Below are 14,751 nucleotides of genomic sequence, written 5' to 3'. Positions count from 1 at the left end.
GGCGGGGTGCCGGCATAGAATTCGCCGTTGTCCCGGCGCACGTGCGTGGCGTGCGGATCGAAAAAAACATTATCAGCGAGAGCCCATGACACACGACGAAATCCTGGCGCAGTTCGGTCCCCGCGAATCCATGGAGTACGACGTCGTCGTGGTCGGTGCCGGCCCGGCCGGCCTGTCCACCGCCATCCACCTGAAGCAGCTCGCCGCCGACGAGGGCCGCGAGGTGTCGGTGGTCGTTCTCGAGAAAGGCTCGGAGCCCGGCGCCCACATCCTCTCCGGCGCCATCATGGATCCCATCGCGATCACCGAGCTGTTCCCCGATTGGAAGTCGCGTGGCGCGCCGCTGCACCAGCCGGTCACCGACGACATCTTCCTGTTCATGAGCGAGCGCCGCGCGGTGCGCACGCCCGACATCCTGCTGCCGACCAACTTCAAGAACCACGGCAACTACATCGTGAGCCTGGCCAACGTCACGCGATGGCTGGCGCAGCAGGCCGAAGCGCTGGGTGTGGAGATCTTCCCCGGCTTCGCCGCCACCGAGGTGCTGTACAACGAGGACGGCTCGGTGCGCGGCGTGGCCACCGGCAACCTCGGCATCGGCCGCGACGGCCAGCCCACCGAAGGCTTCCAGCTCGGCATGGAGCTGCACGCGAAATACACCATCTTCGCCGAGGGCTCGCGCGGCCACCTGGGCAAGCAGCTCATCTCGCGCTTCAAGCTCGACGACGGGCGCGATCCGCAAAGCTACAGCATCGGCATCAAGGAAGTCTGGGAGATCGACCCGTCGCGCCACACCCCCGGCCTGGCCCTGCACACCGCCGGCTGGCCCCTGGAAAACGACACCTACGGCGGCTCCTTCCTCTATCACATGGAGGACAACCAGGTGGCCGTGGGCTTCGTGATCGGCCTCGACTACGCCAACCCCTGGCTGTCGCCGTACGACGAGTTCCAGCGCTTCAAGACGCACCCGAACATCCGCTGGTATTTCGAGACGCCGCCCGGCGGGCGTGCGGCCAAGCGCGTGGGCTACGGCGCGCGCGCGCTGACCGTCGGCGGCCTGCTGTCGCTGCCCAAGACGGTCTTCCCCGGCGGCGCGCTGGTGGGCTGCGACGCGGGCTACCTGAACGCTTCGCGCATCAAGGGCAGCCACGCCGCCATCAAGAGCGGCATGCTGGTCGCCGAGGCGGCTTTCAAGGCCCTCGGGGCGAACCGGCAGCACGATGAGCTGACCGAATATCCCGAGCTCTTCGAGCGCTCCTGGCTGCACGCCGAACTGAACAAGGCGCGCAACTTCAAGCAGTGGTTCAAGAAGGGCCTGTCGGTCGCCACGGTGATGACCGGCGTCGAGCAGTTCCTCCTGAACGGCCGCATCCCCTGGACGCTGCACCGCGAGAAGCCGGACCACCTCTACCTGAAGCCCGCGGACAAGTGCAAGCCCATCGTCTATCCCAAGCCGGACGGCAAGCTCACCTTCGACAAGCTCTCCTCGGTGTTCATCTCGAACACCAACCACTCCGAAGAGCAGCCGCCGCACTTGACCCTCAAGGATGCGAGCGTGCCGGTGGCGGTGAACCTGCGCACCTATGCCGGGCCCGAGCAGCGCTACTGCCCGGCCGGGGTCTACGAGTTCGTCGCCGACGAGGGCGGCGGCGAGCGGCTGCAGATCAACGCGCAGAACTGCGTGCACTGCAAGACCTGCGACATCAAGGACCCGACGCAGAACATCGTCTGGATCGCACCCGAAGGCGGCGGCGGGCCGAACTACACCAACATGTGAGACACCGGCGACAAGGGCCTGTCGGGCTGGCCCACGGCCCGACGCCGCCGGGGCGCGGGGCTACAATCCGCGCGTTGTCAGGAGAGCGCCGCCCCGTGCGGCCGCCGAAGGCGCAGGCACGAAGCCGAACGCTCAGGTACCCAGGACTGGCGACACGCCGCGGCAACGCGGCGTTTCCTTGCTGGAGAGAGGCGCGCGTTTCGTGGCGCCCACCGAAGGAGCAAGCCCCGCAGCAGCCGCGCCGCTGGGGGTGAATCTCTCAGGTAAAGCGGACAGCAGGGCTCACCCATGGTGGCTACCATGGTTCAAGAGCTTTGCCCTGGAGTGCCGCATGTCCGCCGTCCCCCCGTCCGCCCCGAACGCAGCAGCACAGGCGCCCGCTGCACCGCCGGCCGCGCTCCAGCACACGCCGCTGCACGCGCTGCACGTAGAGCTTGGCGCCCGCATGGTGCCCTTCGCGGGCTACTCCATGCCGGTGCAATATCCCGCCGGCCTCATGGCCGAGCACCGCCACACCCGACAGGCCGCGGGCCTGTTCGACGTCTCCCACATGGGCCAGCTGCGGCTGGCGGGCACCGAGGCCGCAGCGGCGTTCGAGACCCTGATGCCGGTCGATGTGATCGACCTGGCACCGGGCCGCCAGCGCTACGGGCTGCTGCTGGGCGACGACGGCGGCATCCTGGACGACCTCATGTTCGCGAACCGCGGGCCGGACCTGTTCGTGGTGGTCAACGGCGCCTGCAAGCAGCGCGACATCGCGCACATCCAGGCGCGCATCGGCAGCCGCTGCGACGTCATCCCGATGCCCGAGCGCGCGCTGCTGGCGCTGCAGGGTCCGCAGGCAGTGCATGCCCTGGCGCGGTTGGTGCCCGGCGTCGAGCGCCTCGTGTTCATGACGGGCGCCGCGTACGACTGGCAGGGCGCCGATCTTTTCATCACGCGCAGCGGCTACACCGGCGAGGACGGCTTCGAGATCTCGGTGCCCACGGCGGCGGCCGAGCCGCTGGCGCGCGCCCTGCTGGCCCAGCCGGAGGTGCGGCCCGTCGGCCTCGGCGCCCGCAATTCGCTGCGGCTGGAGGCCGGCCTGTGCCTCTATGGAAGCGACATCGACACCGGCACCACGCCCGTCGAGGCGGCCCTCACCTGGGCCATCCAGAAGGTGCGGCGCCCCGGCGGCGCACGCGCCGGAGGATTCCCGGGCGCCGAGCGCGTCCTCGGCCAGCTGCAGGGCGACATCCCCGTCCAGCGCAAGCGCGTCGGTCTGGTCGGCCTGGAGCGCGTGCCCGTGCGCGAGCACACCGAACTGCAGGATGTCTCGGGCCGGCGCGTGGGCGAGACCACCAGCGGGCTGCTGGGCCCCACCGTGGACAAGCCTGTCGCCATGGCCTACATCGAGACGCAGCTGGCGACGCCCGGCACCCCGCTGCGGGCGCTGGTGCGCGGCAAGCCGGTGCCGATGGAAGTCGCTCCCCTGCCTTTCCTGCCGCCGCGCTACCACCGCGGCTGAGCCCGACAGCGCGCCACCTTTCAACGACAACCCAGGAGAAATGTTCATGACCGTCAAGTACACGTCCGACCACGAGTGGATCCGCAGCGAGGCGGGTGCGCCGGCCACCGTCGGCATCACGGTGCACGCGCAGGACGCGCTCGGCGACGTGGTCTTCGTCGATCTGCCCGAGGTCGGCCGCAGCTACCAGCAGGGTGACGTGGCGGGTGTGGTCGAGTCCGTCAAGGCGGCAGCCGACGTGTACATGCCGGTCACGGGCGAGGTCACCGAAGTCAACGAGGCGCTGCGCGCCGACCCTTCGCTCGCCAACACCGACCCGCTGGGCCAGGGCTGGTTCTTCAAGGTGAAGCTCGCCGACGCGTCGCAGCTGGATCCACTGATGGACGAGACCGCCTACGGCGCGTTCGCACGCGACGCCTCCTGACCTTCAAGCGCCCCTAGGAAGCTCCTTCCATGCTGATGCAAACCGCCCGCCCACTCGGCGAGCTCGAGAACCCTGCCGAATTCATCCCCCGCCACATCGGCATCGACGAAGCCGACGAGCGGCACATGCTGTCGGTGATCGGCGAAGCATCGCGCCGCGCCCTGATCGACGGCATCGTGCCGCGCGCCATCGCGCGCACCAGCGCCATGAAGCTGCCGCCCCCGGCGAGCGAGGCAACGGCGCTGGCCGAGCTGCGCGCCATCGCTGCGCGCAACAAGGTGATGCGCAGCTTCATCGGCCAGGGCTACCACGGCACTTTCACGCCGCCGGTGATCCTGCGCAACGTGCTGGAGAACCCGGCCTGGTACACGGCCTATACGCCGTACCAGGCCGAGATCAGCCAGGGCCGCATGGAAGCGCTGGTGAACTTCCAGACCATGGTGTGCGACCTCACCGCCATGCCCATCGCCAATGCTTCCATGCTCGACGAGGCCACGGCCGCTGCCGAGGCCATGACGCTGGCGCGGCGCAGCGTCAAGAGCCGCAGCCACCGCTTCGTGGTATCGGGCGACTGCCATCCGCAGACCATCGAGGTGATCCAGACGCGCGCGCGTCCGCTGGGCATCGAAGTCGTCGTGACGCAGTCGCAGGACGCGTGGAAGGCCGCACTCGCCGCCGAGCACTTCGCGGCGCTCGCGCAGGTGCCGGCGACGCACGGGCGGCTGGACGACCTGCGCGCCGACGTCGTGCAGTCGCACCTGCACCAGGGCGCCTTCATCGTGGCGGCCGACCTGCTCGCACTCACCCTGCTCGTGCCTCCCGGCGAATGGGGTGCCGACATCGTGGTCGGCACCACGCAGCGCTTCGGCATGCCCATGGGTGCGGGCGGCCCGCACGCCGCCTACATGGCCTGCCGCGACGAATACAAGCGCTCGCTGCCCGGCCGCCTGGTCGGCGTGAGCGTGGACGCGCACGGCAACCCGGCCTACCGACTGGCGCTGCAGACGCGCGAGCAGCACATCCGCCGCGAGAAGGCGACCTCCAACATCTGCACCGCGCAGGTGCTGCCGGCGGTGGTGGCGAGCATGTACGCGGTCTATCACGGCCCGCAGGGGCTGCGGCGCATCGCCCAGCGTGTGGCGGCCTTCACCGCGGTGGTCGCGGCGGGTCTGGAGGAACTGGGCTTCGAGCTGGCGCATGCCAGCGCATTCGACACCCTGTGCGTGCGCACGGGCGACGCCACGCGGCGCATCGTCGAGCGTGCCCGGGCGGCCGGCTGCAACCTGCGCGTGCTCGCCCGCGACCTGCTGTGCATCGCGCTGGACGAGACCACCACCCGGGAGGACATTGCGCTGCTGTGGTCGGCCTTCGCCGAGCGCGACCAGGCCGTGCCGTCCTTCGCGCAGTGGGAAAAGGGGATCGAGCCGCTGATCCCCGAGAGCCTGCGCCGCACCAGCGACTTCCTCACGCATCCGGTCTTCAACACGCACCACAGCGAAACCGGCATGCTGCGCTACATCCGCTCGCTCGCCGACAAGGACCTGGCCCTCGACCGCACCATGATCCCGCTGGGCAGCTGCACCATGAAGCTGAACGCCACCAGCGAGATGATCCCCATCACCTGGCCCGAATTCGCGCACATCCATCCCTTCGCTCCGCGCGAGCAGCGCGAAGGCTACGCCGAGCTGGACGAGCAGCTGCGCGCCTGGCTGTGCCAGGCCACCGGGTATGCCGGCATCAGCCTGCAGCCCAACGCCGGATCGCAGGGCGAGTACGCCGGGCTGCTCGCCATCAAGGCCTGGCACGAGAGCCGCGGCGACGCCCACCGCAACGTCTGCCTCATCCCCTCGTCGGCGCACGGCACCAACCCGGCCAGCGCGCAGATGGTGGGCATGCAGGTGGTGGTGACGGCCTGCGACGCGGGCGGCAACGTCGATCTGGCCGACCTGGAGGCCAAGTGCCGCCAGCACGCCGACAAGCTGGCCGCGGTGATGATCACCTACCCCAGCACGCACGGCGTGTTCGAGACCGGCGTGAAGGAGCTGTGCGCGATGGTCCACCGCCACGGCGGGCGGGTGTACGTGGACGGTGCCAACATGAACGCCCTGGTGGGCGTGGCCGCACCGGGCGAGTTCGGCGGCGACGTGAGCCACCTGAACCTGCACAAGACCTTCTGCATTCCGCACGGCGGCGGCGGACCGGGCGTCGGTCCGGTGTGCGTGGTCGAAGACCTGGTGCCGTTCCTGCCGGGACATGCCACGGCCGAGTCGCAGCCGGGGTCGCTTCCGGCCGCCGACGCGGCGTCCACCGCGCCCCGCGTGGGGGCCGTGTCGGCCGCTCCGCTGGGCAACGCGGCGGTGCTGCCGATCAGCTGGATGTACTGCCGGATGATGGGCGCCGAAGGCCTCACGCTCGCCACCGAGACGGCCATCCTCTCGGCCAACTACATCAGCGCGCGCCTGAAGGACCACTACCCGACGCTGTACGCCAGCCCCAACGGCCATGTCGCCCACGAATGCATCCTCGATCTGCGCCCCCTCAAGGACAGCAGCGGCGTCAGCGCCGAGGACGTGGCCAAGCGGCTGATCGACTACGGATTCCACGCGCCGACGCTGAGCTTTCCCGTGCCCGGCACGCTCATGGTCGAGCCGACCGAGAGCGAGACGCTGGCCGAGCTGGACCGTTTCATCGCCGCGATGATCGCGATCCGCGAGGAGATCCGGCGCATCGAACGTGGTGAGTGGCCGCAGGAAGACAACCCCCTCAAGCACGCCCCCCACACGGCAAGCAGCCTGCTCACCGGCGAGTGGGGCCGCGCCTACTCGCGCGAGGTGGGAGCCGCCATCCTGGACGCGCGCCGGCACGCCAAGTACTGGCCGCCGGTGGGTCGGGTGGACAACGCCTGGGGCGACCGCAACCTGTTCTGCTCCTGCGTTCCGATGTCTGCCTACGACTGAACGCGCCAGGAAGAAGGTTCGCTCCGGGTCGGCGGCTCGGCCTCGCCCGCGGCTACCGGGGCCGCCCGGACGGGGCGCGCCGGCAGGCGGCCGGGCCCCGCGCCCACCGCAGCCCGCGTCCGTGGCTTGCTGGCACGCAAGACTGCGCTGAGGCACTTGCCGCCGAGCACGGACAGCCGGCATGATGAAGGCGCCCTCGAACGCCACCCTTTCCAGACGTGACGATCACCGCATTCATCGTCGAAGACAGCGCCCCCTTGCGGGACAGCCTGGTCGAAGCGCTCGCCGAGATCGCCGGCATCCGCACGGTGGGCACTGCCGCCAGTGAGCACGACGCCGTCGCGTGGCTCGCCCAGCCCACCCGAGACTGGAACCTCGCCATCGTCGATCTGCTGCTCGAAGGCTGGGGCAGCGGCCTGGGCGTGCTGCGCGCCACGCGCCAGCGGCGCCCGGACCAGAAAGTGGTGGTGCTCACCGCAACGGCCAGCCCGGTCGTGCGCGAGCAGTGCCTGGCCCTCGGCTGCGATGCCGTGTTCGACAAGTCCATGGAGTCCGAAGCCCTCCTTGCCTGGTGCCTGCAGCTTGCGCATGCCGCCGGGGAACGGAGAGCCGGCGAGGCAGCCAAACCCTCGGCCGGCTGAGAGCACGCGTGCGCCGATGGGGCGCGCTCCGTGTGTCCTTGTGCCCCTTGTGCTCCTTGTAAGCCGCCTGCGCCTGCGCGCCGCGGCGCCCGGCCGCTCAGCCCGGCTCGGCCTCCGCTGCGATCTGGCGCAGCGCCTGCTCGAACACCTCGGGCGGCTGCCCGCCCTGGATCAGGTGGCGCTCGTTGACGATCACCGAGGGCACCGCCTGGATGCCGTGCGCCGCGTAGTAGCGCTCTCGGGCGCGCACCTCGCCGGCGTACTCGTCGCTCTCGAGGATGGCGCGGGCGCGCACCGGATCGAGCCCGGCGTGCTCCACCGCCGCCAGCAGCACCGCGCGGTCGGCCGGGCTCTCGCCGCGCGTGAAATACGCCTGCAGCAAGGCCTCTTTCAGCGCGCGCTGGCGGCTGGCGTCCTCCAGCCCCGCCCAGTGAAGCAGCCGGTGCGCGTCGAAGGTGTTCCACACACGACCCCTGCCCTCGGCGCGAAAGTCGTAGCCCACCGCCGCCGCGCGCTGGCGCAGCGCCTCCCACGCAGCTGCCTGCTGCTGCGCGGTCGAGCCGTATTTCTGCGAAAGGTGTTCGGTGATGTCCTGCCCCTGCGGCCCCATGTCGGGGTTGAGCTCGAAGGGCTGGAAGTGCAGATCGGCCTGCAGTTCGCCGTCCAGGCGCTGCAGGGCCTGCTGCAGAGCGCCCAGCCCGACGGCGCACCAGGGGCAGGAGACATCGGAGACGAAATCGATGCGAAGGGTGGTGTGTGCCATGGTGCATCGTAGTGCGCTCGCGCCGCCGGGGCGTGCGCCCGTCGCCTTGGCCACGCGCGGGCAATGGGCGGCAAGCGTGCGCCGCGCGGTCAGATGGCGCCGGCCGAGCCGGTCACCGGCAGGATGATGCCGGTGATGTAGCTCGCGCACGTTGGAGCCGCCAGGAACACATAGGCGGGCGACAGCTCCTCGGGCTGGGCGGGCCGCTTCATCTCGGTGCCCTTGCCGAACTGCGCCACCTTGTCGGCGGTCTGGTCGGCCGGGTTCAGCGGCGTCCACACCGGCCCGGGTGCGATGCAGTTCACCCGGATGCCCTTTTCGACGAGGTTGCTCGCCAGCGACATGGTGAACGCCTGGATGGCTCCCTTGGTCGCCGAGTAGTCGAGCAGGTGCTTGCTGCCGCGCAGGCCGGTGACCGAACCCGTGTTGATGATGGACGCGCCCGACTTCAGGTGCGGCAGGGCCGCACGCGCCATGTGGAAATACCCGAAGACGTTGGTCTTCATGGTTTCCTCCAGCCGCTCGTCGGTGATGTCCTCCAGGCTCTGCGCGTGCTCCTGGAACGCCGCGTTGTTCACCAGGATGTCCAGGCGCCTGAACTCCTTGACGGTGCGCTCCACGGCGTCGCGGCAGAAGGCCGAGTCCTTGACGTCGCCGGGGATCAGAAGGCACCTGCGGCCTTCCTTTTCCACCCAGCGCTGCGTTTCCTGCGCGTCTTCATGGGCCGAGAGGTAGACGATGGCCACGTCCGCGCCCTCGCGCGCAAACAGCACCGCGACAGCGCGTCCGATCCCGGAATCCCCGCCGGTGACGATCGCCACCATGTCCTGCAGCTTGCCGCTGCCCTTGTAGTCGGGTGCCTCGAAGCGCGGCTTGAGCTCCATGTCGGCCTCCAGCCCGGGCTTGGGCAGGTGCTGCGCCGGCATCTCCTCGGGCTGGGCACGGGTGCCGGCCTGCACGGCGCCCTGCTGCTTCTGGCCGCTGCCCTGGCGAGCCTCCGCAACCTCGTCCTTGCGGTCCTGTTCGCGCTGGATCTCGCGCTGGTGCTCGGCGGCCTGCTCGGTGCCCGGCTTTCGCGCGGCGCCCCGTGCGGACGGCTTGCCGCTCTTTTCGCTTTTGTCGCCCTTGTCGGCCTTGTCGCTCATGGAACCTCCTGATCTGGGAAGCCATCACTATTGCGAACGGCCGACCGCGCGCCCGGTGCGATTGCCCCGTGGGCGGACGTCGGAGGGGACCTACACCGGCTGCGGCTTGGCCCGCATCTTGGCCGCGATGTACTGGCCGTGCGTGACGTTCAACAGACCCGCGATGCGCGCCATCAGGTGGTTCTCGTGGTCGCCGAGGTGGCCGTCGGCATACGCGACCTGCCACATGTACTCGACCACACGCACCTTCTCTTCGGTGGACAGCCGGTCATTGAGCACCGAGGTGAACTGGTGGAAATCGGACGCGTTGCGCGCGTGCTCGTGGGCCAGCTCGATGAGGCGCGCCACCTCGTCGTCGGCCATGGGAAAGGTGCGGCACAGCGCCTGCACCACGGCGTCGCGCTCGCCCTCGCCGAAGCCGTCGTCGGCGCGCATCACCTCGACCAGGAGTACGGCCGTGGCGAGTTGCAACGAGTGCTCGCGCTCGGGCGCGGCGGATTGCGGTGTCACCACCGCGTCGAACAGATCCTTCAAGGTGCGCAGCATGATGGACGCATGCTAGCGTGAACCCAGCGCCAGCAGGCGCGCCGGATCGACCGGCTTGGTCCAGTGCTGGTCGAATCCCGCGTCCGCCGCCTCGTCGATGTCCTGCTGCTGTCCCCAACCGGTCAGGGCGATCAGCGTCGGCTGGCGTACGCCCTCGAGCTTGCGGATCTGGCGCGCCGCCTCGTAGCCGCTGATGTCGGGCAGCCCGATGTCCAGCAGCACGATGTCGGGCCGGAAGGTACTCGTGCGCTCGACGGCGGCGCGCCCGTCGTGCGCCACCTCCACCTCGTTGCCGGCCAGGGCCAGCAGGTCGGCCACCGTGCTCGCCGCATCGACGTTGTCGTCCACCACGAGAATACGCCGGGCGCTCGCCGCGGCCTTGTCGGCGCGGTCGTCCGCCGCGCGTGCGGGCTGCGGCTCCTGCAGCCGCGGCAGGCGCACGATGAATTCGCTGCCCTTGTCGATGCCCTCGCTACGCGCCTCGACGCTGCCGCCATGCAGCCGCACCAGCCCCTCCACCAGCGACAGCCCGATGCCGAGCCCGCCCTGGCGACGCTCTTCGGGCTGCTCGACCTGGGTGAACAGGCTGAAGACGCGGGACAGCATCTCGGGCGCGATGCCGATGCCGTTGTCGCGCACCCGCACCAGCAGCTCCTTGGGCTCCGCCTCCACCGCCACATCGATGCGACCGCCCCGCCGCGTGTACTTGGCAGCGTTGATGAGCAGATTGGAGAACACCTGCGCGAGCCGCCCGGCGTCTCCGTGCAGCTCGACCGGCATGTCCGGAAAGGTCAAGGACAGCTTGTGGTGCGCCGCCTCGATGTGCGGCCGGCTGATCTCCACCGCGGAGTTCACGACGCGCACCAGGCTGATCGGCTCCTTCTTCAGGTCGAGCTTGCCGGCGCTCACACGCGAGACGTCCAGCAGGTCGTCCACCAGCCGCGTCATCTGCCCGACCTGCCGCTCGATCATGGCGGCCACCTGCTCGACCCGCGCCCGGTCCGCGGGGACGCGCTTGATGATGGACAGGCCGTTCCAGATCGGCGCGAGCGGGTTGCGCAACTCGTGCGCGAGCGTGGCCATGAACACGTCTTTGGCCCGGTCGGCCTCGCGCAGTGCCCGCAGCAGCTTGGCGTTTTCGACGGCAACCGCCGCCCGGCGCGCCAGATCGACCGCGAGATTGAGATCGTCCTCGTTGTAGACGCGTCCCGACTGGGCGGTGGCGAAGGTGAGCACGCCATGGGGCTCGCCCTGCGCCACCAGCGGGGCGGCGATGTACGAGTGCACCTCGAGTTCCCGCAGCGCCGCCTGCCGCCCGCGATCCGCGGTGTAGCGGGCCAGCGCCTCCTGCGTGACCTCCTCGATCAGCACCGGCCGCGCGGTGCGCAACACCTCCCAGGCCCCGCCCGCCGCCTGCGGGTCCTGCGGGAACTGCTGCTGCAGTTCGAGGGCGCGGGCGAGGCGCTGCGGGTCGTGGTGGGCGATGGCGACGCGGCGCAGCACGTTGCCGGGGCCGGCGAGGTCCACAGCGCACCAGTCCGCGAAGCCGGGCACGGCCAGCCGGGCGATCTTGTCCAGCGTGCCCTGCAGGTCCGAGACATTCGCGAGTTCCTCGCTGGCGCGGGCGAGGAACTGCATGTCGGCCGCCATCTGCCTGCGCGCGGCATCTTCGCGACGCTGGCGCGTGCGGTCCCGCACGACCTTCACGAACCCGGGCGGCTGGCCGTCCGCCGGCGCGAGCCGCATCAGTTCGCCCGAGGCCCAGAAGCGCTCGCCGTTCTTGCGCACATGCCAACGCTCGTCGTTGGCGTGGCCTTGCTCCCGGGCAATCTCGCGCTCCTGCTCGACCACGCCGGCGCTGACATCCTCGGGCGTGAAGAGGCGCTGCAAGGACTGGCCGAGCATCTCGTCCTCGTGCCAGCCGAACAGGCGCTGCGCGCCCGCACTCCAGATCAGGACGCGCCCCGCTTCGTCGCAGCTCACGATGGCGTAGTCCAGCGCACTATCGACGATGCGACGGTAGGGCTCGTCCGGATCGACTGTTGCGGAGCTGTGCGAGGGCGGATGCATGGCGCCTCTTAATGCCGAGAAACGCAGACTAACGGGAATTCGCCCCTGCGAGGGCCGCTTTCACGCGCCGCACGAGCCCGACCGGTACCGCGTGTTTACTTTGGTCTAAAAACAATACTGACGGCGCGTCTCCGGCGCGACTCATGCGGGCGTGTGCGTCCGCTCAACCTCCGCTCGGAACGAGGAAGTCGCGGCTGATGCGTCCTCCGATCTCGTTGACCCGGTCGAGGAACTGCGTGAGGAATGCGTGCAGTCCGGTGGCGAGGATCTCCTCGATGGCACCGTACTGCAATTCGGAACGAAGCCGCCCGGCGCGTCGCTGCGTCTCGGCCGACTGGTCGTTCGCCACCGCGGCCAGGTTGGCCACCACCTCGTTCAGACTGGCATGCAGCGAGCGCGGCATGTCGGCGCGCAGGATGAGCAGCTCGGCGACCCGCTCGGGCTTGATCACGTCCCGATAGACCTTGCGGTAGATCTCGAAACCCGAGACGCTGCGCAGGATGGCGCTCCAGTGATAGAAGTCGTATTCCTGGTCCTGCTCGGTGGCGGCGCCGAAGAAGTCGCTCTGCACGGCGTGGAACTTCACGTCGAGCAGCCGCGCGGTGTTGTCGGCGCGCTCCAGAAAGGTGCCCAGACGCAGGAAGTGCAGCGCCTCGTCCATCAGCATGGTGCCTACCGTCACCCCCCGCGACAGGTGCGAGCGGAACTTGACCCACTCGAAGAACACGCCGGGGTCGCGCTCGAAGGCGCCGCTGGCCAGCATGCGATTGACCTCCAGCCAGGTCTGGTTCTGTGTTTCCCAGGCTTCGGTCGTGAGCGAGCCGCGCACGGCCCGCGCGTTCTCGCGGGCCGCCCGCAGGCACGCGACGATGGACGATGGATTGGACTGGTCCTTGACCATGAACTCCATCACCGACTGCGCCTGCACGGCGCCGTGGCGCGCGGTGTAGGCCGGCAGCAGTTCGCTGATGGACAGCAGCCCCTGCCAGCCCAGCTGCGCCACTGCGGTGGACTGCGGCAGCAGCGCAGTCTGGTAGTTCACGTCGAGCATGCGCGCGGTGTTCTCCGCACGCTCGGTGTAGCGGGCCATCCAGAACAGGTGGTCGGCGGTACGGGACAGCATGGTGCGGTGTTTCCCTCTCAGGCTTCCAGGATCCAGGTGTCCTTGGTCCCGCCACCCTGCGAGGAGTTGACGACCAGCGATCCCTCCTTGAGTGCGACGCGCGTGAGGCCGCCAGGCACCAACTGCACCTGGCTGCCCGAGAGGACGAAGGGACGCAGGTCGATGTGGCGCGGCGCGATGCCGGACTCCACATAGGTCGGACAGGTCGACAGGCTCAGCGTCGGCTGTGCGATGTAGCCGGCGGGGTTGGCCTCGACTGCGCGGCGGAACGCGTCGATCTCGGCGCGCGTGGCCGCCGGGCCGATCAGCATGCCGTAGCCGCCGGCGCCGTGCACCTCCTTGACCACCAGCTCGTGCAGCCGCGACAGCATGTACGCGAGGTCGTCGGGGTCGCGCCCGAGGTAGGTGGGGACGTTCTTCAGGATCGGCTGCTCGCCCAGGTAGAACTCGATCATGCGGGGCACGTAGGGGTAGATCGACTTGTCGTCGGCCACGCCGGTGCCGACCGCATTGCAGATGGTGACGCTGCCCGCCGCGAAGGCATCCAGCAGGCCGCGGCAGCCGATGGTGGAGTCGGGTCGGAACACGTCCGGATCGAGGAAGTCGTCATCGACGCGGCGGTAGATCACGTCCACCCGGCGCGGGCCGCGCGTGGTGCGCATGTAGACGAAGCGGTCCTTGACGAACAGGTCCTGCCCCTCGACCAGCTCCACGCCCATCTGCTGCGCGAGGAAGGCGTGCTCGAAGTAGGCGCTGTTGTACATGCCGGGCGTGAGCACCACCACCGTCGGGTCGGGGGCGCCGGGCTGCGCCGACGCGCGCAGCGTCTCGAGCAGCAGATCGGGGTAGTGCATGACCGGCGCGACCCGATGCAGGCTGAAGAGGTCCGGGAACAGACGCATCATCATGCGGCGGTCCTCCAGCATGTAGCTCACGCCGCTGGGCACCCGCAGGTTGTCCTCCAGCACGTAGTACTCGCCCTGGCCCTGCGCATCGGCGGCGCGGACGATGTCGATGCCGGCGATGTGCGAGTAGACGTGGTGAGGCGTGTAGATGCCCATCATCTCCTTGCGGAACTGCGCGTTGCGCAGCACCTGCTCGGCCGGGATCACGCCCGCCTTCAGGATCTCCTGCTCGTGGTAGACGTCGTGCAGGAAGCGATTGAGCGCGGTCACCCGCTGGATCAGGCCCTGCTCCAGGGCCCGCCACTCCTGGGCCGGGATCACCCGGGGAATCAGGTCGAAGGGAATCAGCCGCTCGGTGCCGTGGCCGTCCGCGTCCTGGGCCCCGTAGACGGCGAAGGTGATGCCCACGCGGCGAAAGATCATTTCCGCCTCGGCCCGGCGCGAGTGCATCACGTCTTCCGGCTGGCGCGCGAGCCAGCGCGCATAGGTCTCGTAGTGGGAGCGCAGGTCCTGCGGGCCGGGCTGCGAGGGCATCGCGCCCGACTCCGGCCAGCGAACGAGCATCTCGTCGTATGTCTGCATGCGGAAATCTCCTGCGGCAGGATAGCAATAAGCAGGCCGCAAACCGATAGCTCAGTCGGGCAGGTGATGCCAGTAGCGACGCCGGCGCTCGCGCTCGCACGCGACCTGGTCCGGCGCCGCGGAACTCCAGTGCATGGCCCCGCACGACGCGGTGAGCAGCAGCCGGATGCCCCGCTCCTCGTAGCGCGCCACCACGTCGGGCGCCGGATGACCGAATCGGTTGCGCCAGCCGGCCTGCACCAGTGCAGTGCGCGGCCCGACGGCGTCGAGGAACGCCGCGCTCGAGGACGTGCGGCTTCCGTGGTGCGGCA

General features: G+C 69.6%; 12 protein-coding genes and 2 riboswitches. Of the genes, 5 read left to right on the top strand and 7 right to left on the bottom strand.

Annotated elements, in window-relative coordinates:
• Positions 1 to 85 precede the first annotated feature (85 nt).
• The 5 genes from WG922_RS19945 (at position 86) to WG922_RS19925 (ending at position 7,306) form a co-directional block, all read left to right on the top strand.
• Complete coding sequence (locus tag WG922_RS19945) at positions 86 to 1,777, top strand: electron transfer flavoprotein-ubiquinone oxidoreductase (RefSeq protein WP_340284704.1); 1,692 nt, start codon at positions 86 to 88, stop codon at positions 1,775 to 1,777.
• 68 nt (positions 1,778 to 1,845) lie between these two features.
• Positions 1,846 to 1,936: riboswitch (glycine riboswitch) on the top strand.
• Between the two features lie 12 nt (positions 1,937 to 1,948).
• Positions 1,949 to 2,063, top strand: a riboswitch (glycine riboswitch).
• 45 nt (positions 2,064 to 2,108) lie between these two features.
• Positions 2,109 to 3,284 carry a glycine cleavage system aminomethyltransferase GcvT gene (gene gcvT, locus WG922_RS19940; RefSeq protein ID WP_340284702.1) on the top strand — a complete coding sequence of 392 codons (1,176 nt, stop codon included), beginning with the start codon at positions 2,109 to 2,111 and terminating at the stop codon, positions 3,282 to 3,284.
• Between the two features lie 46 nt (positions 3,285 to 3,330).
• Complete coding sequence (gene gcvH / locus WG922_RS19935) at positions 3,331 to 3,708, top strand: glycine cleavage system protein GcvH (protein ID WP_340284701.1); 378 nt, start codon at positions 3,331 to 3,333, stop codon at positions 3,706 to 3,708.
• A 29-nt stretch (positions 3,709 to 3,737) separates the two neighbouring features.
• Positions 3,738 to 6,665: an aminomethyl-transferring glycine dehydrogenase gene (gene gcvP, locus WG922_RS19930; RefSeq protein ID WP_340284700.1), complete on the top strand. Its 2,928-nt coding sequence runs from the start codon at positions 3,738 to 3,740 to the stop codon at positions 6,663 to 6,665.
• A 218-nt stretch (positions 6,666 to 6,883) separates the two neighbouring features.
• Positions 6,884 to 7,306, top strand: a complete 423-nt coding sequence (locus WG922_RS19925; protein ID WP_340284699.1) for a response regulator — start codon at positions 6,884 to 6,886, stop codon at positions 7,304 to 7,306.
• Positions 7,307 to 7,403: 97 nt separating this feature from the next.
• Here the strand turns inward: WG922_RS19925 and WG922_RS19920 are convergent, their stop codons facing one another.
• The 7 genes from WG922_RS19920 to WG922_RS19890 form a co-directional block, all read right to left on the bottom strand.
• On the bottom strand, positions 7,404 to 8,069 hold the full coding sequence (locus WG922_RS19920; RefSeq protein ID WP_340284698.1) for a DsbA family oxidoreductase: 666 nt from the start codon (positions 8,067 to 8,069) through the stop codon (positions 7,404 to 7,406).
• A gap of 89 nt (positions 8,070 to 8,158) precedes the next feature.
• A complete protein-coding gene (locus WG922_RS19915) occupies positions 8,159 to 9,214 on the bottom strand; it encodes an SDR family oxidoreductase (protein WP_340284695.1) in 1,056 nt (351 codons plus the stop codon).
• A gap of 90 nt (positions 9,215 to 9,304) precedes the next feature.
• On the bottom strand, positions 9,305 to 9,760 hold the full coding sequence (locus WG922_RS19910; protein ID WP_340284693.1) for a tellurite resistance TerB family protein: 456 nt from the start codon (positions 9,758 to 9,760) through the stop codon (positions 9,305 to 9,307).
• Positions 9,761 to 9,772: 12 nt separating this feature from the next.
• The gene (locus WG922_RS19905) at positions 9,773 to 11,830 is read right to left on the bottom strand and encodes a hybrid sensor histidine kinase/response regulator (protein ID WP_340284690.1); all 2,058 of its coding nucleotides are present in this window, start codon (positions 11,828 to 11,830) and stop codon (positions 9,773 to 9,775) included.
• Positions 11,831 to 11,993: 163 nt separating this feature from the next.
• Entirely contained in the window at positions 11,994 to 12,953 is a 960-nt protein-coding gene (locus WG922_RS19900) for an alpha-E domain-containing protein (RefSeq protein ID WP_340284689.1), read from the bottom strand.
• A gap of 17 nt (positions 12,954 to 12,970) precedes the next feature.
• Positions 12,971 to 14,440 (bottom strand): circularly permuted type 2 ATP-grasp protein, encoded by a 1,470-nt coding sequence (locus WG922_RS19895; protein ID WP_340284688.1) that lies wholly within the window; start codon positions 14,438 to 14,440, stop codon positions 12,971 to 12,973.
• 51 nt (positions 14,441 to 14,491) lie between these two features.
• Positions 14,492 to 14,751: ComEC/Rec2 family competence protein (locus WG922_RS19890; protein ID WP_445322862.1), on the bottom strand; the 260-nt coding region annotated here is incomplete at its 5' end.

This window comes from Ramlibacter sp. AN1015 (assembly GCF_037726105.1).
Taxonomy (GTDB): domain Bacteria; phylum Pseudomonadota; class Gammaproteobacteria; order Burkholderiales; family Burkholderiaceae_C; genus Ramlibacter.
Note: the sequence above shows the minus strand (reverse complement) of the source record. Positions and strands in the feature narration are given on the sequence as shown.